At 31.2% G+C, this 17,556-nt stretch carries 18 protein-coding genes and 1 tRNA gene; 5 read left to right on the top strand and 14 right to left on the bottom strand.

Annotated elements, in window-relative coordinates; translation table 11 throughout:
* Positions 1 to 18: 18 nt before the first annotated feature.
* Positions 19 to 516 (top strand): DUF456 domain-containing protein, encoded by a 498-nt coding sequence (locus IFB02_RS04020; protein WP_106686799.1) that lies wholly within the window; start codon positions 19 to 21, stop codon positions 514 to 516.
* 247 nt (positions 517 to 763) lie between these two features.
* Here IFB02_RS04020 and IFB02_RS04025 read toward each other — a convergent pair whose 3' ends face one another.
* The 14 genes from IFB02_RS04025 to IFB02_RS04090 all read right to left on the bottom strand — a co-directional run bounded on the left by IFB02_RS04025 (position 764) and on the right by IFB02_RS04090 (position 14,193).
* Positions 764 to 1,441 (bottom strand): response regulator, encoded by a 678-nt coding sequence (locus tag IFB02_RS04025; RefSeq protein WP_106687037.1) that lies wholly within the window; start codon positions 1,439 to 1,441, stop codon positions 764 to 766.
* Positions 1,442 to 1,445: 4 nt separating this feature from the next.
* Positions 1,446 to 3,461 carry a tetratricopeptide repeat-containing sensor histidine kinase gene (locus tag IFB02_RS04030; RefSeq protein ID WP_106686798.1) on the bottom strand — a complete coding sequence of 672 codons (2,016 nt, stop codon included), beginning with the start codon at positions 3,459 to 3,461 and terminating at the stop codon, positions 1,446 to 1,448.
* A gap of 100 nt (positions 3,462 to 3,561) precedes the next feature.
* Positions 3,562 to 3,732 carry a hypothetical protein gene (locus IFB02_RS04035; protein ID WP_158256256.1) on the bottom strand — a complete coding sequence of 57 codons (171 nt, stop codon included), beginning with the start codon at positions 3,730 to 3,732 and terminating at the stop codon, positions 3,562 to 3,564.
* 32 nt (positions 3,733 to 3,764) lie between these two features.
* The gene (locus tag IFB02_RS04040) at positions 3,765 to 3,935 is read right to left on the bottom strand and encodes a hypothetical protein (RefSeq protein WP_158256255.1); all 171 of its coding nucleotides are present in this window, start codon (positions 3,933 to 3,935) and stop codon (positions 3,765 to 3,767) included.
* Between the two features lie 33 nt (positions 3,936 to 3,968).
* The gene (locus tag IFB02_RS04045) at positions 3,969 to 4,139 is read right to left on the bottom strand and encodes a hypothetical protein (RefSeq protein WP_165569184.1); all 171 of its coding nucleotides are present in this window, start codon (positions 4,137 to 4,139) and stop codon (positions 3,969 to 3,971) included.
* 32 nt (positions 4,140 to 4,171) lie between these two features.
* Positions 4,172 to 4,342, bottom strand: coding sequence for a hypothetical protein (locus tag IFB02_RS04050; protein ID WP_158256254.1), 171 nt, complete (start codon positions 4,340 to 4,342; stop codon positions 4,172 to 4,174).
* A gap of 32 nt (positions 4,343 to 4,374) precedes the next feature.
* Positions 4,375 to 4,545: a hypothetical protein gene (locus IFB02_RS04055; protein WP_158256253.1), complete on the bottom strand. Its 171-nt coding sequence runs from the start codon at positions 4,543 to 4,545 to the stop codon at positions 4,375 to 4,377.
* A gap of 416 nt (positions 4,546 to 4,961) precedes the next feature.
* Positions 4,962 to 5,035: transfer RNA gene (locus IFB02_RS04060), tRNA-Asp, on the bottom strand.
* Positions 5,036 to 5,101: 66 nt separating this feature from the next.
* Complete coding sequence (locus tag IFB02_RS04065) at positions 5,102 to 6,031, bottom strand: DUF58 domain-containing protein (RefSeq protein WP_106686797.1); 930 nt, start codon at positions 6,029 to 6,031, stop codon at positions 5,102 to 5,104.
* Positions 6,032 to 6,103: 72 nt separating this feature from the next.
* Positions 6,104 to 6,421 (bottom strand): thioredoxin, encoded by a 318-nt coding sequence (trxA, locus tag IFB02_RS04070; RefSeq protein ID WP_106686796.1) that lies wholly within the window; start codon positions 6,419 to 6,421, stop codon positions 6,104 to 6,106.
* Between the two features lie 125 nt (positions 6,422 to 6,546).
* Positions 6,547 to 10,932 (bottom strand): DNA polymerase III subunit alpha, encoded by a 4,386-nt coding sequence (gene dnaE / locus IFB02_RS04075; protein WP_106686795.1) that lies wholly within the window; start codon positions 10,930 to 10,932, stop codon positions 6,547 to 6,549.
* Positions 10,933 to 11,081: 149 nt separating this feature from the next.
* Complete coding sequence (locus IFB02_RS04080; RefSeq protein ID WP_106686794.1) at positions 11,082 to 11,531, bottom strand: ferritin-like domain-containing protein; 450 nt, start codon at positions 11,529 to 11,531, stop codon at positions 11,082 to 11,084.
* A 279-nt stretch (positions 11,532 to 11,810) separates the two neighbouring features.
* Positions 11,811 to 12,500: a DUF6252 family protein gene (locus IFB02_RS04085; protein WP_106686793.1), complete on the bottom strand. Its 690-nt coding sequence runs from the start codon at positions 12,498 to 12,500 to the stop codon at positions 11,811 to 11,813.
* Between the two features lie 148 nt (positions 12,501 to 12,648).
* Positions 12,649 to 14,193, bottom strand: coding sequence for a DUF6252 family protein (locus IFB02_RS04090; protein ID WP_106686792.1), 1,545 nt, complete (start codon positions 14,191 to 14,193; stop codon positions 12,649 to 12,651).
* A 177-nt stretch (positions 14,194 to 14,370) separates the two neighbouring features.
* Here IFB02_RS04090 and IFB02_RS04095 point away from each other — a divergent pair, with 177 nt between their 5' ends.
* The 4 genes from IFB02_RS04095 (at position 14,371) to IFB02_RS04110 (ending at position 17,464) form a co-directional block, all read left to right on the top strand.
* Positions 14,371 to 14,871, top strand: coding sequence for a 30S ribosomal protein S16 (locus IFB02_RS04095; RefSeq protein WP_106686791.1), 501 nt, complete (start codon positions 14,371 to 14,373; stop codon positions 14,869 to 14,871).
* Positions 14,872 to 14,940: 69 nt separating this feature from the next.
* The gene (gene rimM, locus IFB02_RS04100; RefSeq protein WP_106686790.1) at positions 14,941 to 15,471 is read left to right on the top strand and encodes a ribosome maturation factor RimM; all 531 of its coding nucleotides are present in this window, start codon (positions 14,941 to 14,943) and stop codon (positions 15,469 to 15,471) included.
* Entirely contained in the window at positions 15,464 to 16,177 is a 714-nt protein-coding gene (locus IFB02_RS04105; protein WP_106686789.1) for a tRNA1(Val) (adenine(37)-N6)-methyltransferase, read from the top strand. The genes rimM and IFB02_RS04105 overlap by 8 nt, the downstream gene beginning before the upstream one ends.
* 108 nt (positions 16,178 to 16,285) lie before the next feature.
* The gene (locus IFB02_RS04110) at positions 16,286 to 17,464 is read left to right on the top strand and encodes an acyl-CoA dehydrogenase family protein (RefSeq protein WP_106686788.1); all 1,179 of its coding nucleotides are present in this window, start codon (positions 16,286 to 16,288) and stop codon (positions 17,462 to 17,464) included.
* Positions 17,465 to 17,556 lie beyond the last annotated feature (92 nt).

The following is a 17,556-nucleotide window of genomic DNA, read 5'->3' on the forward strand; positions in this document are numbered from 1 at the left end:
TCTTATAAACAAAAACTTATGGATATATTTTTAACCATTATAGGCTTTGCTTTTATACTTTTAGGCTTAGTTGGTAGTGTGCTACCTATTTTACCTGGTCCGCCTTTAAGTGGGATTGGATTGCTTTTATTACATCTAACAGAATATGTACCAAATAATTCCTTATTTATAGGTATTACTTTACTAATTGCTATATTAATTTTTGCAATGGATTATATTATTCCTGCAATTGGAACTAAAAAATTTGGTGGCTCTAAAGCTGGAATGATAGGAACTACTATTGGTTTATTTTTTGGATTATTTACTCCTATTCCTGGCGGAATTATTATAGGTCCTTTTATAGGTGCATTTTTAGGTGAATTATCTAATAAAGCAGACACAAATACAGCTTTAAAAGCTGCATTTGGCTCTTTTCTAGGTTTTATTACAGGAACTTTTTTAAAGTTTACTGTCGCTGTAATTTATCTTGGATATTTTGTGTCCATTTTTTGGGAAAACAAACACTTATTATTTTAAAATAATAAAGCAACATCGGGCGATGTTGCTTTATACTGTGTGTAAATGTAAATGCTATTAATCAAACTAAGGTTTGAAAGGGAAAAATACTAAAATTAATAGTTATACAAATATAATTAATTGTAATTAAGACACTTACGGTTTTAACCGTATAATAATTACGGTAAAAACCGTAAGTCTTAGCTATAGCTTGAGTTTTGAGGCGTTTTTTTTAGATGAAAAAAATTAAAAAAAATTGTAATTAATATTATATGTAGCCTTTTTCTTTCGCTATATTAATTAGAGTTTCGTCTTTTCCATCTTCGACAAAAAATAGTTCTTTAAGGTTTTTCTTTCTTTTTTCTATCGCACTTAAAGTTAAATCTAAATGTTTTACTAAGTCTTTTGTCTTTATTCCTAAAGATAATAGATGTAGCATTTTATGATTAATTAAATCCAAAGAAATAGGATTTTGAAGACTTTTTCTTAAAACTTTGTTTACTGTACCGCTATAAAATGGTGGATTATTTTGAATGGCTTGAAACGCACTAGCTAATTCGCTAGAAGTTAAATCGCTTTTTATTAAAAAGCCTTCTGGGTTTATAGTTCTAATAATATCGTGTATTCTATAAACTTCTTCATACATTGTTAGTATAACAACTTTTGCATCTGGATCTGTAAGCTTAACACGTTTTGCTAGATCTTCTCCGTTTTTATATAATCCATCTTCAGATTCTGGTATACTTATATCAAAAAAATAGATATCATATGGTTGTCCTATGTTTTTGGATCTATTTATAGCTTTTAAAGCCGAATCACAATCTGAAGCTATATCTATTTCTAAAGTTTGCGATTCTTTTTTTGTAGCCATTAATGTATGCATATATCCTTCTATGATCATTGGATGATCATCTACCATTAATATTTTAAGTTCTTGATTTTTCATTTGTTTAGACATTTGGGACGTAAATGTGTATTGTTGTTCCTTGTTGTAGTTGTGTTTGTATATCTAGTTTTCCTTTAATTTCTTTAAGTCTATCACTAATGTTTTTTAATCCAATTCCTTTTTTGGACTTATTAGCATCAAATCCTACTCCATTATCAACTATGCTTAAATTTAATGTATTTTTTTCTAAACTAAAAGTGATATCAACTTTACTGGCTTTTGCATGCTTATAGGTATTTTGCATTGTTTCTTGCAAGATACGATAGAGATGAATTTTAATTTTATTATCTAAATTATCCCAGTTTATATTGGAGTCTGCATTAAAGGTATATGCTATACCGTAAGCCATCATTTGCGCATCAACTAAAGATTTAATCATATCTAAATAACCTGATTTAACAAAATCTGTATTTAACTCGTGCGATACTTTTCTTATATCTTCTTCAATGTTTTTTAATTCGTGTATATAATTACTTCTTTTTAATGTAGCTTCTTCTGTGTTTAAATTATTTAAACTGTCTAAACTTAGTCTAGCACCAAAAAGCCTACCTAAAATACCATCATGAATTTCTTGAGAGATTCGATTTTTTTCTATTGTTCTAGCTTCGTCTATTTTATCTTGTTGCGATAGCATAAGCCCATAAATCTCTTCGTTAGCTTGTTGTTGCTGTTTTTCTAATTGAAGTTCTTTATTTTTTTCTCTTTGAGATTTTATGACATATAAGAAAAATAGTGTTGCTAATAATCCAATAGATATAAAGATTAACCACTGTCTCTGTTTAGTGATTTGTTCTTTCTCTTGTAGTATAGCATCTGTTTCAAACTCTATTCTAGCAAATTTATTTCGCGCAACTCTTTCATTTAAAACTAAGCTGTCATTAAATTTTATGTGTTTATATAGATAATCTTTAGAAGAAGCTCCTGTTTCAGTTTTACTCTTTAGAATGAGTGCATTTAGAATATCTTGATTTTCGTCTGCTTTAATTGCAAATTTATAAGCTAGATCTGCAAATTTTTTAGCTGAATCTGATTGTTCCTTTGATAAATAAAATTCTGATAAAAATGCGCAGATACTTGATTGCTCCATATCATCGTTTTCGTCTGCTGCAGTTTGATAAGCCTCTTTTAAGGTGTTTTCTATTTGCGTAGTTGTTTCGCCTAACAAAAACTTGGAATAAGCTATATTAGATATTATTGAAGCATAACTAGATGGATCAGATAGTTTTAGTTGACCTATGTTTTTTATACTTTGTAAAATAGAAATTGCCTTACTGTATTCCTTTTTTCTGCGATAAGCTAAAGCAATATTCATTGTAGAATAATCCTGTAAATTTTGATAATCTGGATCTTTTATTTTGTTTGCATAACTTAAGGCTTTATCATGATATTCTATAGATCGATCAAATTGTTGTATTTGACTATTTACAATACCTACTAAATTATTTAACGCCCAAAGACTGTAATTTTTATTATCAGAACTTGGTAAGGCTTCTAAAATTTTAATTCCATTAATTGCATTATTTTCTGCTCCAATAAAATCTCGTTCAGACTCCTGTATGTTAGCCATACTTAAAATGGTACTAACCTCATTTACACGATCTTTTAAATTACTGTAAATTTTTCTTGCGTTATAAAAGTAATAGTATGAGCTATCGTTTTTATTATTATTATAATAATGAAACGCAAGATTATGACTTGCATAAGCCATTTTTATTGAATCCTGTAATTTTGAAGCTAACTTTAAATTTTCTGAATTTACTCGATATAAAGAATCGTAATTTTCTTCTACTAAAAATAAATACGATAAAGATCTATTACTTTCTAAAATAGTTGAATCTACACCTATTTCTTTTGATAAAGCAATAGCTTTTCTTGCATAGTTGAATCTGTCTTTAAGTTCTATTTGCGAATTTTTTGAAGCTTTCCTTAACTTAACAACAGAGTCTATTAATTCTTGATCATTCTGAGCAACAAGAGTTATACTAAGGAGGAAAAATGAAATTAAGATAAAATATCTCAAATTTTAATGGATTGATAATTTATTCTAAAAATAAAAAAAATAGTAAATAAAAAAACCCTTTTAAGTTTAAAAAGGGTTTTATATATCTATTTAAAAAATTCTATCCGTTTGTTGGTGGTGTTACTCCTTTTTTGTCCTTCATTGCTGTAACATTTACCTGTACTTTTTTAACCTCTTTATTTGTAAGCGAAGTGTCGCTTGTTAAAGCACTTACTCCGGTTAATAATACGATTGCTATTAATGCTATTATTGTGATTTTAAGGGATTTCATGTTCTGTATTTTTTATTGAATTAATTAATTGTTTAACCGTTTGTTGGTGGTGTTACTCCTTTTTTGTCTTTCATTGCTGTAACATCTACCTGTACTTTTTTAACCTCTTTATTGGTAGGTGTAGTCTCGCTAGTTAAAGCACTTACTCCGGTTAATAATACGATTGCTATTAATGCGATTATTGTGATTTTAAGGGATTTCATGTTCTTCATTTTTTTTATTGAATTAATTAATTTTTAACCGTTTGTTGGTGGCGTTACTCCTTTTTTATCTTTCATTGCTGTAACATCTACCTGTACTTTTTTAACCTCCTTATTGGTAGGTGTAGTGTCGCTTGTTAAAGTGCTTACTCCGGTTAATAATACGATTGCTATTAATGAGATTGTTGTGATTTTAAGGGATTTCATGTTCTTTATTTTTTATTGAATTAATTAATTGTTTAACCGTTTGTTGGTGGCGTTACTCCTTTTTTATCTTTCATTGCTGTAACATCTACCTGTACTTTTTTAACCTCCTTATTGGTAGGTGTAGTGTCGCTTGTTAAAGTGCTTACTCCGGTTAATAATACGATTGCTATTAATGCGATTGTTGTGATTTTAAGGGATTTCATGTTCTTTATTTTTTATTGAATTAATTAATTGTTTAACCGTTTGTTGGTGGCGTTACTCCTTTTTTATCTTTCATTGCTGTAACATCTACCTGTACTTTTTTAACCTCTTTATTCGTAGGTGTAGTGTCGCTAGTTAAAGTGCTTACTCCGGTTAATAAAACGATTGCTACTAACACGATTACTGTCATTTTAAGGGATTTCATAATTTTAGTGAATATTGATTTATGTTATTATACTTGTTATTAGTTAAATTGACGCATAACTGTTTACCTATATCTTAATAGAAATAGGTACTAATATTACATACAATGAGGGATATTGTATTTAGTATAATGGATAATTATTTAAGTGTAGTTTACTGATTTAGGGACACTTAAAAGCAAATGCGAATGTAAAATTAGTCTCTTAAAATTAGTAAATAAATCGATGAAATACAAAAAATGAAGATAAAGCGTGTATAAACAAAAAAGCATCCCTATTTTCTAAAAAGAAAAAAGGAAAGCTTTCCATCGGTTTAACTACTTAAACCACTGATAGAGAATTGATCTCTATCAAACAACACAACTAAATTTTATTGCCAAAAAAAGCTCCAATGAAATGGAGCTTTAAGCAATTTTTGCGGTCTGGACGGGATTCGAACCCGCGACCCCCTGCGTGACAGGCAGATATTCTAACCAGCTGAACTACCAGACCGTTGCTTTATTGCGAGTGCAAATATAAAATGCTTTTTTAATATGACAAACTTTTTTAAACTTTTTTTTAAATTAATTTTTGTCTTTCTAGTAAATAGGTTGATAAAATTGTATTAAAATCCCCATTAATATCTGCTTCAACATAATTAACTTTATAATTTAAACACTTATTTTTCAGTTTATTAATGTATTTCGAGAATCCAGAAATGTAATTTTGTTTTGCCTGATCTGCATATAAATTAACAAAGTCATTAGTTTCTAAATCTAAATATTTTTTGGGCGAATTTTCAAAATTAAAATTCAGCTCTTTTTTCAAATCTAATACATGAAATAATACAACTTCGTGCTTATTATATTTTAAATGACTTAATGCTTCAAAAAGATTTTCTTCTTCAATATCAGATTGTAACATATCTGTAAATACAAATATTAAAGATCTTCTGTGTATTTTCTCAGCTATTTGATGTAAAAATTTATACGTATTAGTGTTTGAATTAACAGGCTTTTTGTTAACCAATTCATCTAGTGTGTTCAACAACATTTGGTGATGTCTTTCACTACCTTTTTCTGGTGAATAAAACTCTAAAACATCACTATAAACACTTAAACCTACTGCATCTCTTTGCTTTTTTAAAATTTGCATTAAAGATGCACTTGCCAAAGCAGAAAATGCTATTTTGTTTAATCTTTTAATGGATAAATTTTCGATTAATGGATAATGCATTGAGCTACTATTATCAATTATTATATGACAACGTAAATTGGTTTCGTCGTCATATTTTTTTGTATATAACTTATCTGTTTTCGCAAATAGTTTCCAATCTATATGCTTAGTACTATCACCTAAATTATATATTTTATGTTCAGCAAATTCGGCTGAAAACCCATGAAACGGACTTTTATGCATACCTGAGATAAAACCTTCTACAACTTGTTTTGCTAAATGCTCAAGGTTTTTAAATCCTCCAGTTTTATTAAGCTCTTTTTTTATTTCCATTGGGTATTTTTTTCTAAAATAAAAAAGGTTTGCCTTTACGACAAACCTTTGAGTATAATATTTATTAAAATTCTATAGAAGAGAATCTAAAGCTTCAGCATATGCATTTTTAGGCGCAACTCCGACTTGACGTCCAACTACTTCTCCGTTTTGAAAAACTAATACTGTAGGTATATTACGTACTCCATATTTTGCAGCAAATTCTTGATTAGCATCTACATCTAATTTACCAACAACAGCTTTACCTTCATATTCTGTGCTTAATTCATCTATTATTGGACCAACCATACGACATGGTCCACACCAAGCTGCCCAAAAGTCTACCATTACAGGTTTATCACTATTTAATACTTGCTCTTCAAAATTTGCATCTGTAATTTCTAATGCCATAATCTTATAATTTAATTGAATTTTTTATCTAATTTATATACAAAATTAGTCAAAAATTTTGCCAAACCTTACAGTTGTACAATTTGTTTTACTTATCACTGTATTGTTTTAGATTATTTTAAATATTAATTTAGTTTAAAATAAACTTGCTCATTTTCTAATTCGTCAAGCAATTCTTGACTTACTTTCACTTTTTGCTTACGACTTGGCATAGTTAATTTAACTTGATCTCTATTATCGTAAACAACAAAATTTAACGCTTGATTACCTGGATGCAGTTGAATTAACTGTTGCAACTTATTAATTTTTTCCTCAGATAACTCTTTAATATTTAATTGAATAGATAATTTTTTAGCATAATTATCTAATACATCCTGTAACAATTGAAAACTATTAAACTGAAGTCTTGGATCACTTTTCTTACCTGTATCTCTATTAACCCAACCTTCTCTAATAAATGCTTTCACGTAAACGAAATTATTTTGAAGTAAAAAATGTCTAAATTTTAGATACTCTTCCCCAAAAATTCTAAACTCATAGGTTTCGTTATAATCCTCTACTGTAAATAATGCCCAACCTTTTCCTTGTTTACTAACGCGGTGTTGCACATCTGTAACTACACCACCAAAACTTAATTCTCTATTAACGTATTTTTCAAGATCGTGAAATACCGATAAATCTGCATTACAAAAGGTTTTCATTTCTATTTTAAAATCATCTAATGGATGACCTGATATATATACACCAACTACTTCTCGCTCTTTAGCTAGCTTTTCCATTGTTCCCCAAGTTTCACATTCGGGAATTGTTGGCTCTTCAATTTGAACTTCACTTTCACCACCAAAAAGACTTACTTGTGCAGAATTTTCGTTTTCTTGATGCTTTGCACCATATTTTATAGCTTTTTCTAAAAAGGTTAAATCACCGCCATCTTTATAAAAATATTGTGCTCTATGTGTATTACCTAATTCGTCAAATCCACCAGCTAACGCTAGGTTTTCGAACGCTTTTTTATTTGCAGCACGTAAATCTATTCGTTTTGCTAAATCAAATATTGATAAATATGGTCCATCTTCTTTTCTATTTTCTACAATTGTTTTAACAGCACCATGACCAACACCTTTAATTGCTCCCATACCAAAACGTACCGCATTATCTTTATTTACAGAGAATTTATAAAACGATTCGTTTACATCTGGTCCTAAAACCTGTAATTTCATTCGTTTACATTCTTCCATAAAGAAAGTAACTTGTTTAATATCGTTCATGTTATTAGACAGCACTGCAGCCATATATTCTGCTGGATAATGTGCTTTCAAATATGCCGTTTGATAAGCGATCCAAGCATAACATGTAGAGTGAGATTTATTGAAGGCATAACTTGCAAATGCTTCCCAGTCTTTCCAGATTTTTTCAAGTTTTTTAGCATCATGACCATTAGCACTTGCTTGCTCGATAAACTTAGGTTTCATCTTATCCAGTACCGCAATTTGCTTTTTACCCATTGCTTTACGAAGGACATCGGCTTCACCTTTTGTAAAATCGGCTAACTTTTGTGACAGTAGCATTACTTGCTCTTGATAGACTGTAATTCCGTAAGTTTCTTTTAAGTATTCTTCCATTGCTGGTAAGTCATACTCGATATCTTCGTCACCGTGTTTTCTTCTTACGAAGCTTGGTATATATTCCATTGGCCCTGGACGATATAATGCATTCATCGCAATTAAATCGTCAAAAACCGTTGGTTTAAGGTCTTTTAAGTGTTTTTGCATTCCAGGAGATTCGTATTGGAATACGCCAACGGTTTCTCCTCTTTGGAATAATGCGAAAGTTTTTTCATCATCTAAAGGAAAACTTTCTGGATCTAACTGAATATCATGTTTTGCCTTTACAATTTTTACAGTATCTTTTATTAAGGTTAATGTTTTTAACCCTAAAAAGTCCATTTTTAAAAGTCCTGCACTTTCTACAACCGAGTTATCAAATTGAGTGACGTATAAATCTGAATCTTTTGCGGTAGAAACTGGTACAAACTTGGTAATATCGTCTGGTGTAATAATCACACCACATGCATGTATACCTGTATTTCTTACAGAGCCTTCTAACGCTCTTGCTGTATTTACTGTTTCGGCTTCAAGATCTGATCCTTCAGAAATATTTAAAAGTTGTGTGATTTTTTCTAAATCTTCGGCTCTAAATTTTTGTCCCAGTTGTTTTTCATCTAAACCAAAAATCTTATTTAGTTTAGACATATTTGGAATAAGCTTTGCAATTCTATCGGCATCAAAAAGTGGTAAATCTAATACACGAGCTGTATCACGAATACTACTTTTTGCCGCCATAGTACCGTAAGTTATAATTTGCGCTACTTGATTTGCACCATATTTATCGATAACGTAATCCATTACTCGGCTTCTTCCTTCGTCATCAAAATCGATATCAATATCTGGCATACTAATACGATCTGGATTAAGAAAACGCTCAAAAAGTAGATTATACTTTATTGGATCTATATTGGTAATCCATAAACAATAGGCAACTACAGATCCTGCTGCACTACCACGACCTGGACCTACGGATACGTCCATATTTCTGGCCTCACGAATAAAGTCTTCTACAATTAAAAAATATCCTGGATAACCTGTGTTTTCAATAACTTCAAGCTCAAAATCTAAACGCTCTTTAATATCTTCTGTGATTTCGCCATAGCGTTTTTTTGCACCTTCATAAGTTAGATGTTTTAGATAGGCGTTTTCACCTCTTTTTCCTCCATCAATTTCATCTTCTTCGTGTTTAAATTGTTCAGGAATATCAAACGCTGGTAATAAGACATCTCTTGCTAAATCAAACGATTCTACTTTATCTATTACTTCTTGAATATTAGTAATAGCTTCTGGCAAATCTTTAAAGAGTTGCTTCATTTCTTCAGAAGACTTAAAGTAGTATTCTTGATTTGGTAATCCATAACGATAACCGCGACCACGACCTATTGGTGTAGATTGCTTTTCGCCATCTTTTACACACAATAATATATCGTGCGCATTAGCATCTTCTTTATCGCCATAATAAGTGTTATTGGTAGCGACAAGTTTGATATTATGTTTTTTAGAAAACTCGATAAGCGTTTGGTTAACACGATTTTCGTCTTCTTGACCATGTCGCATTACCTCTATGTATAAATCGTCTTGAAAGGTTTCTTTCCACCAAAGCAACGCTTCTTCAGCTTGAACTTCACCAACATTTAACACTTTACTTGGCACTTCACCATAAAGGTTTCCTGTAAGACAAATTACATCTTCTTTATATTGTTCGATTAGTTTTTTATCAATTCTTGGCACGTAATAAAACCCATTAACAAATGCATGAGACGATAGTTTTGCCAAGTTATGGTATCCGTTTTTATTTTTTGCCAACAATACAACTTGGTAACCATTGTCTTTTCTGGTTTTATCCAAATGGTCTTCGCAGACAAAAAACTCGCAACCAACAACTGCTTTAATCTCTTTAGCTACTGGCGGATTACCCTGTTCTTCTGCTTCTTTATTTTTTGCTTTTACAGATTTGTTATGCCCATTTACTGCTCTTACAAAATGAAATGCGCCCATCATATTGGCATGATCTGTAAGCGCTACAGCTGGCATATCACGTTTTGCTGCAAGATTGACTAAATCTGTTATACTTATAGTAGACTGAAGTACCGAAAACTGCGAATGATTGTGCAAATGCGCAAAATCTACTGCTTTAAGGTCTTCTATGTTTTCTTTTATTTCTGTGGAAGAAATTCCGCCTGATTCCTGCTTTTTTAATTGTTCACGGATTTTATCACTTTCTCTCTTAAGATTTAAGTGCTTTAATCCTATTAGCTTTATAGGTTGCGGATTTTCTTTATTGAAACGCTCAAAATAATCTGGCTGAACATCTAATTGTTCTTTAGTATATTCTTTACGTCTAACTAACTCTAAAAAACAACGTGTTGTTGCCTCTACGTCTGCTGTTGCGTTATGCGCTTCGGCAAATGGTTGGTCAAATAAAAATTGATGTAACTCTGTTAATGTTGGTAATTTAAATTTTCCGCCTCGTCCACCAGGAATCTGACAAAGTTGTGCTGTTGATTCTGTACAAGTATCTAAAACCGGTAATTCTTGTAATACATTATCTACATTATTACGCACAAACTCTGCGCCCATAATGTTTAAGTCAAAACCAACATTTTGACCAACAACAAATTTGGTTTTACTTAACGCGATATTAAATTTTTCTAACACTTCTGCTAAAGAAATACCTTGTTGTTGCGCCAACTCGGTAGAAATACCATGAATACGTTCGGCATCATAAGGAATATCAAATCCATCAGGTTTTACTAAATAATCTTGATGGTCAATACAGTTACCCATCTCGTCATGTAATTGCCATGCTATTTGGATGCATCTAGGCCAATTATCTACATCTGTAATTGGTGCGTCCCAACGCTTTGGTAATCCTGTTGTCTCAGTATCAAAGATTAAATACATATGATGTTATCTGATGTTTTTTGTTGAAAAAATAGAGCATATAAAAGTACGTAGAATTTTCTCTTTTTTAAAATGAAACTTGAATGAGTTTAATAAAAAAAGCCAGCATAAATGCTGACTTTTTTCAAACTATAATTAACTAAATTTAGTTACGACACTAATTCTTCATGTACTTTCTCTGTATTTATCGCTGCTTGTATTGCATTACGATGTCTAAAAATAAGCTCGTCTATTGTTGGTGGTAAATTATTTTCTTTCATTAATTTATCATACTCTTCTAGACTTGCTTCTTCACCTCTAATGGCTTCTTCTAAAATTTTTTCTTCATTGTTTGAAGAAAAAGTAGATTTTAAAGTCATCCAATTACGATGCATTGTTCCTTTAAAACTTTCTGAATCTTCAGGCACTTCACCGTATCTTAAAATTTCGGTCCTTAATTCTTTAGCAAATTGACTACGCTCTGATGCTCTTCTTTTGAAGAAAATCTTAAGATTTTTGTCTTCAACATTGTCCATTGCGTTTAGATACCCTTTTTCGGCATCATAATTTTTTACTAGTAATTCGTTTAACTTTTCTGAAATTTGTTCACTATAACTCATAATCGTTTCTTTTTAAATTTCATGTGTTTGGTTTAACATATTATAGATTTTAAAATCTAATGATTATTTAAATTATTAAACACATTTAAATAATTTAATAATCAGGTTGGTTTTGGTTAGATAAGGCGTGTTATTTACGTCTTACTTACCATTAAGATACTACACTAAACTAAGGTAACACAACAGTTTAACAAGGTTTGTGATAACCTTAAGAGCTTTTAACAAAAAAAGCTAGATAACAATTTATCTAGCTTTAAAATTTTAATTTTTTATTAAGTTTTAATTAGAACAGTCGCCTAAACTTGTGATAATATTTTGTAAAGTTCCGTCATCACCACATTCTTGAATTTGAATTTGAAGTGCAACTTTATAAGCGGTACAATATTGCGAATATTGTGACCCATTTACATCTACTGCATTAAGATTTGTAAGAGTTGTAGATGTTGTAGCTTGAGCTGCTAGACAAGCTAAGTCTTGCTGTCCATTATCTGGTTGAGCTATAAATAGTATTGGCACGTTATAAAAAAATCCTTTGTTAAAAACTACCGATTGCAATCCTGTATTATCAAATGCATGAAAATAAAAAGTACCTGATACTGTTTTTTCTATACTATTAAACTCTTCAATATTAATTTGTCCTTCAGATGGATATAATTGAATACTTGGATCTGGTATATTATTGGTTGAATAAGTTACACCATTTTGATCTTGATATACTGCTTGAGTTGCTGTATTACCTACTGTAAAAGTTCCGTTAGATGCGCCTGCAGTTTTAAGATTAATTATTTCTTCTCCATTAATTGCAGTAATGCTTAAAAACCCAAAAGCGTCTATTGACGCTTTAAAGTTAGTAGATTGCCAAGATACATCATTTTTATTTGCAGTAAAAGACGGATTGCTAAACACTAAGTCGTCTTCGCAAGCGATGAAGGTTAAAAAAAGAGATAACAGTACTATTACTTTTTTCATTTATAATGGATTATACAAACAAAAATTGTAATTAATATTGATAACTTGTAATAAAACGGTTTAAAAACTTGTAATATTAGACCAACTACAAATTTAGGGATATAAACGCATAAAAAAAGAAGCCTATTCTAGGCTTCTTTTTAAATAATTAGTTTGCATCTAAATAATCTGGAGCAGAATCTGCATCTGAATTTTGTGCATCATCTGGATTACCATCTCCGTTTGGATCTGGATTTTCGTCAATGGTTAACAAACCATCGTTGTCATCATCATTATCTAAATAATCATCCATACCATCTGAATCAAAATCTTGAGAATCTATTGGATTGCCATCTGCATTTGAGTCTACAAATTCAAATTGAGTTAGAATACTATCACCATCATCATCGCTATCTAAATAATTAACAATACCATCCATATCTGTATCTATAGTTCCTTCGTAAATAGAATAAATACCATCGCCATCATCATCATTATCTAAATAATTTGGTATTCCATCACCATCTGTATCATCATTTAATGGATTACCGTCGTTATCAACATCTTCATCTGCAGTTGGTATGCCGTCATTATCTTCATCTAAATCTAAATAATCTGGTATTCCATCCATATCTGTATCTGCTGGATTACCATTTGCATCAAGATTTAATTCGTCACTTGTTAATATACCATCATCATCATCATCATCATCTAAATGATTAGGATTTAAATCTGCATCTGTATCATCGTTGGATAAATCGCCATCATTATTTAAATCTTCTACCGAGTTTGGTACACCATCGCCATCATCATCACCACAATCTAAATTATCAATAATCGCTTGTAAATCTCCATTTGGATCACCACAAGTATCAATCTGCTCGTTTAAATATTGGATGTATCTTGTACACATATCAATTGTGTTTCCTAAAGTCGCATTGTTGTAATCTGATTGTGCAGTAGATGTATTAGAAGCTATTTGATCACAAGTTAATTGACAATTGTTGGCATTTACTTGATCTATTGTCGCTTGGATTGTACCATTAACATCACCACAATATTCTATTTGTGTGTATAACGCATTGACATATGCATTACATAATTGTTCAAATAATGCACTATCCATTAAGTCTGCATTATTATATGCTATCATAGCTTGCTGCACTTGGTCTTCTGCATCTACGCAAGTAAAATAATTGGTAGTTGGACCTGTAGTAAAAGGAATATTATAAAACACACCTTTAGTAATACTTATAGAAGTTAATCCTGTTGGGTTAAAAGCATTAAAATAAAAATGTCCTGACAACTTACCTTCTTCTAAACTACCATCAACTATACTAACTACTCCATCTGGTCTATACAATTGTACACTTTGATCTGGTATTTTATTTGTACTCCAAAGTACATTATTTTGGTCTGTAAAATTAGCAAAAGATGCATTATACTGCATATCATAACATACACCTTGACTATTATTAAAAAGATTAGAGCAACCACTTGCATCTTGTCCATAAGCTACAATTGTTATTGTCTCTAAACCAGTAGAACCTTCAATTGTAATTACACCATTTTCATCTACTTGAGCTGAGTAAAAATTTGCATCCCAAATAACACCACTTTTTTCAGCTTGAAAAGATGTTACATTAAATTCTTGATCATTACTACAATTAAACATTAATAACGCTAAAGATAACAGCGTAATTACTTTTTTCATTTTAATAAATTTATTGATTAATAAGCAGCACACTTGTTAAAGTATACTTTAGCTACCAAAAATAGAATATTTTTTCTATATAAATAATTGAAAATAAAGAATACTCATATAAAAAATTATAGTATCTTTGCGCACTTATTAATAATAGAGGTCGAGTACCTCACAAATTAATTTTTTATGCCTGTAAAAATTAGATTACAAAGACACGGTAAAAAAGGAAAACCTTTTTACTGGGTTGTAGCAGCAGATGCTAGAGCCAAAAGAGATGGTAAATACCTAGAAAAAATAGGAACTTACAATCCAAACACTAACCCTGCAACTATCGATTTAGATGTTGATGGTGCTGTAAAATGGTTACAAAATGGTGCACAACCAACAGACACAGCTAGAGCAATTTTATCTTATAAAGGTGCTTTACTAAAAAACCATTTAGCTGGCGGAGTTAGAAAAGGTGCTTTAACTGAAGAGCAAGCAGAAGAGAAATTTAATGCTTGGTTAGAAGAAAAAGCTGGAAAAGTTGACGCTAAGAAAGATAACTTAGCTAAAGCTGAAGCAGACGCTAAAGCAAAAGCTTTTGAAGCTGAAAAAGCAGTAAACGAAGCTCGTATCGCAGCAGCTGCACCAGTTGTTGAAGAGGCAGCTACAGAAGAAGCTGACGCTACAAACGAAGAAGAATAAAAATTATTTTTTTATACTTTTAAACTCCGATAATAACTATCGGAGTTTTTTATGTTTAAAACTTTCCTTATGGATATAAATGAATGCTTTTACGTTGGTAAAATTGTAAAAAAGTACAGTTTTAAAGGCGAAATACTTGCAAAATTAGACACAGACGAGCCTGAACAATTTGAAAATTTAGACTCGATTCTTGTAAATTTAAGAGGCAACTTAGTCCCTTTTTTTATAGAAAGCTCTCAACTTCACAAATCTGAATTATTACGTATCAAATTTGAAGATGTAGATACAGAAGATGATGCAGATAGCTTAATTAAAAGCGAATTATACTTACCATTAAGCTTTTTACCAGAATTAGAAGATGATAAATTTTATTACCATGAAATTATTGGTTTTAAAGTAGAAGATAAAAACTACGGAAACGTTGGGATAATTTCTGGTGTAAATGATAGCACAGCTCAAGCACTATTTGAAATTGATAGAAATGGGACAGAAATTTTAATCCCAATGAATGATGAGTTTATCATAAAAGTTGACAAACCTAACAAAACCATTATTGTAGAAACACCAGAAGGACTTATAGATTTATATATCAATGAATAACCCTTTCCAATTCAAGCAGTTTACAGTTAAACAAGACCAATGCGCCATGAAAATTGGCACAGATAGCGTCTTACTTGGTGCTTGGACACCATTAAAAGACAATCCATTTTCTATTTTAGACATTGGTGCTGGGACAGGAATTTTATCATTAATGTTAGCACAACGTAGTAATGCACAAGTTATTGACGGTTTAGAAATAGACGAAAATGCTTACGAACAGTGCGTAGAAAACTTCGAAAACTCTCCTTGGCCAGACCGATTATTTTGTTATCACGCAGATTTACAAGAATTTGCTGAAGAAATTGAAGATAAATATGATCTAATAATTAGTAATCCACCGTTTTACGCAGACCATTTTAAAACCGATAACAAGCAACGTGATATGGCGCGTTTTCAAGACGCGATGCCTTTTGAACACCTTGTGGTTTGTGCAGCTCATCTTTTGGAAGACAACGGAAGATTTTCAGTAATTATACCTTTTAGTGAAGAAGACCGATTTATCAATCTTGCTCAAAAAGTAGGTTTATTTCCTAACCAAATCCTTAACGTAAAAGGCAACCCAAACGCTGATATAAAAAGAAGTTTGATTGGCTTTAGTTTCCACGAAAGTGAAATACAAAAAGAAGAATTAATTATAGAAACCCAAAGACACCAATACACAGAAGACTACATAAATCTTACTAAAGATTTCTACTTAAAAATGTAGTTTTAATTGGGCAATGAAAACGATTTCGTTACTTTTGTTAACTATAAAATTTAAACAATTTACTGTTACATACATCATTAAGCAACAGTTTAAAACTATACTTATCTAATGAAACCAGATTTATTTGAAGCTCCAGATTACTTAAATCTTGACGATTTATTAAGCGACGAACATAAATTAGTACGCGATGCTGCTAGAGAATGGGTTAAACGTGATGTTTCTCCTATTATTGAAGAGTATGCACAAAAAGCAGAATTCCCAGAACAAATCATTGGCGGATTAGCCGAAATTGGCGCATTTGGTCCATATATTCCTATGGAATATGGCGGCGCAGGATTAGACCAAATCTCTTATGGTTTAATCATGCAAGAGATTGAACGTGGCGATTCTGGTGTACGTAGTACTGCTTCTGTACAATCGTCTTTAGTAATGTATCCTATTTTTAAATATGGTAACGAAGAGCAACGCAAAAAATACTTACCAAAATTAGCATCTGGAGAATGGATGGGTTGTTTTGGTTTAACCGAGCCTGATCATGGATCTAATCCTGGCGGAATGGTTACTAATTTTAAAAATATGGGTGACCATTATCTTTTAAATGGTGCTAAAATGTGGATTAGTAACGCACCTTTTGCACAAGTTGCTGTTGTTTGGGCTAAAAATGAAGAAGGTCGTATACACGGTTTAATTGTAGAACGTGGAATGGAAGGATTTTCTACTCCAGAAACACACAACAAATGGTCGTTACGTGCTAGTGCAACTGGCGAGCTTATTTTTGATAATGTAAAAGTGCCTAAAGAAAATTTATTACCTAACAAATCTGGTCTTGGTGCTCCATTAGGTTGTTTAGATTCTGCAAGATACGGTATCGCTTGGGGCGCAATTGGTGCTGCAATGGATTGTTATGATACTGCATTAAGATACAGTAAAGAGCGTATGCAGTTTGGTAAGCCAATTGGTCAATTTCAATTACAACAAAAGAAATTAGCCGAAATGATTACTGAAATCACCAAAGCACAATTATTAGCTTGGCGTGTTGGTGTGTTACGTAATGAAGGTAAGGCAACTTCTGCTCAAATCTCTATGGCTAAACGTAACAATGTAGATATGGCTATAAAAATTGCACGTGAAGCTAGACAAATGTTAGGCGGAATGGGTATTACTGGAGAATACAGCATTATGCGTCATATGATGAATTTAGAAAGCGTAATTACTTACGAAGGTACGCACGACATTCATTTATTAATCACAGGTTTAGACGTCACTGGATTAAACGCTTTTAAATAAAAACTATAGATTTTATATAAATCTAAATAGTTAATAAATATGAAATGCATCTTTTTTTAAAGATGCATTTTTTATTTTTGTAAAAAATGAAA

The sequence above is a fragment of the Mesoflavibacter profundi genome (assembly GCF_014764305.1).
Taxonomy (GTDB): domain Bacteria; phylum Bacteroidota; class Bacteroidia; order Flavobacteriales; family Flavobacteriaceae; genus Mesoflavibacter; species Mesoflavibacter profundi.

Bases quoted from the DNA above. Each gene is read 5' to 3' on its own strand.
- IFB02_RS04020 (WP_106686799.1), top strand. From the start codon at position 19: ATGGATATATTTTTAACCATTATAGGCTTTGCTTTTATACTTTTAGGC.
- IFB02_RS04025 (WP_106687037.1), bottom strand. From the start codon at position 1,441: ATGAAAAATCAAGAACTTAAAATATTAATGGTAGATGATCATCCAATG.
- IFB02_RS04035 (WP_158256256.1), bottom strand. From the start codon at position 3,732: ATGAAATCCCTTAAAATCACAATAATAGCATTAATAGCAATCGTATTA.
- IFB02_RS04040 (WP_158256255.1), bottom strand. From the start codon at position 3,935: ATGAAATCCCTTAAAATCACAATAATCGCATTAATAGCAATCGTATTA.
- IFB02_RS04045 (WP_165569184.1), bottom strand. From the start codon at position 4,139: ATGAAATCCCTTAAAATCACAACAATCTCATTAATAGCAATCGTATTA.
- IFB02_RS04050 (WP_158256254.1), bottom strand. From the start codon at position 4,342: ATGAAATCCCTTAAAATCACAACAATCGCATTAATAGCAATCGTATTA.
- IFB02_RS04055 (WP_158256253.1), bottom strand. From the start codon at position 4,545: ATGAAATCCCTTAAAATGACAGTAATCGTGTTAGTAGCAATCGTTTTA.
- IFB02_RS04065 (WP_106686797.1), bottom strand. From the start codon at position 6,031: ATGGAAATAAAAAAAGAGCTTAATAAAACTGGAGGATTTAAAAACCTT.
- trxA (WP_106686796.1), bottom strand. From the start codon at position 6,421: ATGGCATTAGAAATTACAGATGCAAATTTTGAAGAGCAAGTATTAAAT.
- dnaE (WP_106686795.1), bottom strand. From the start codon at position 10,932: ATGTATTTAATCTTTGATACTGAGACAACAGGATTACCAAAGCGTTGG.
- IFB02_RS04080 (WP_106686794.1), bottom strand. From the start codon at position 11,531: ATGAGTTATAGTGAACAAATTTCAGAAAAGTTAAACGAATTACTAGTA.
- IFB02_RS04085 (WP_106686793.1), bottom strand. From the start codon at position 12,500: ATGAAAAAAGTAATAGTACTGTTATCTCTTTTTTTAACCTTCATCGCT.
- IFB02_RS04090 (WP_106686792.1), bottom strand. From the start codon at position 14,193: ATGAAAAAAGTAATTACGCTGTTATCTTTAGCGTTATTAATGTTTAAT.
- IFB02_RS04095 (WP_106686791.1), top strand. From the start codon at position 14,371: ATGCCTGTAAAAATTAGATTACAAAGACACGGTAAAAAAGGAAAACCT.
- rimM (WP_106686790.1), top strand. From the start codon at position 14,941: ATGGATATAAATGAATGCTTTTACGTTGGTAAAATTGTAAAAAAGTAC.
- IFB02_RS04105 (WP_106686789.1), top strand. From the start codon at position 15,464: ATGAATAACCCTTTCCAATTCAAGCAGTTTACAGTTAAACAAGACCAA.
- IFB02_RS04110 (WP_106686788.1), top strand. From the start codon at position 16,286: ATGAAACCAGATTTATTTGAAGCTCCAGATTACTTAAATCTTGACGAT.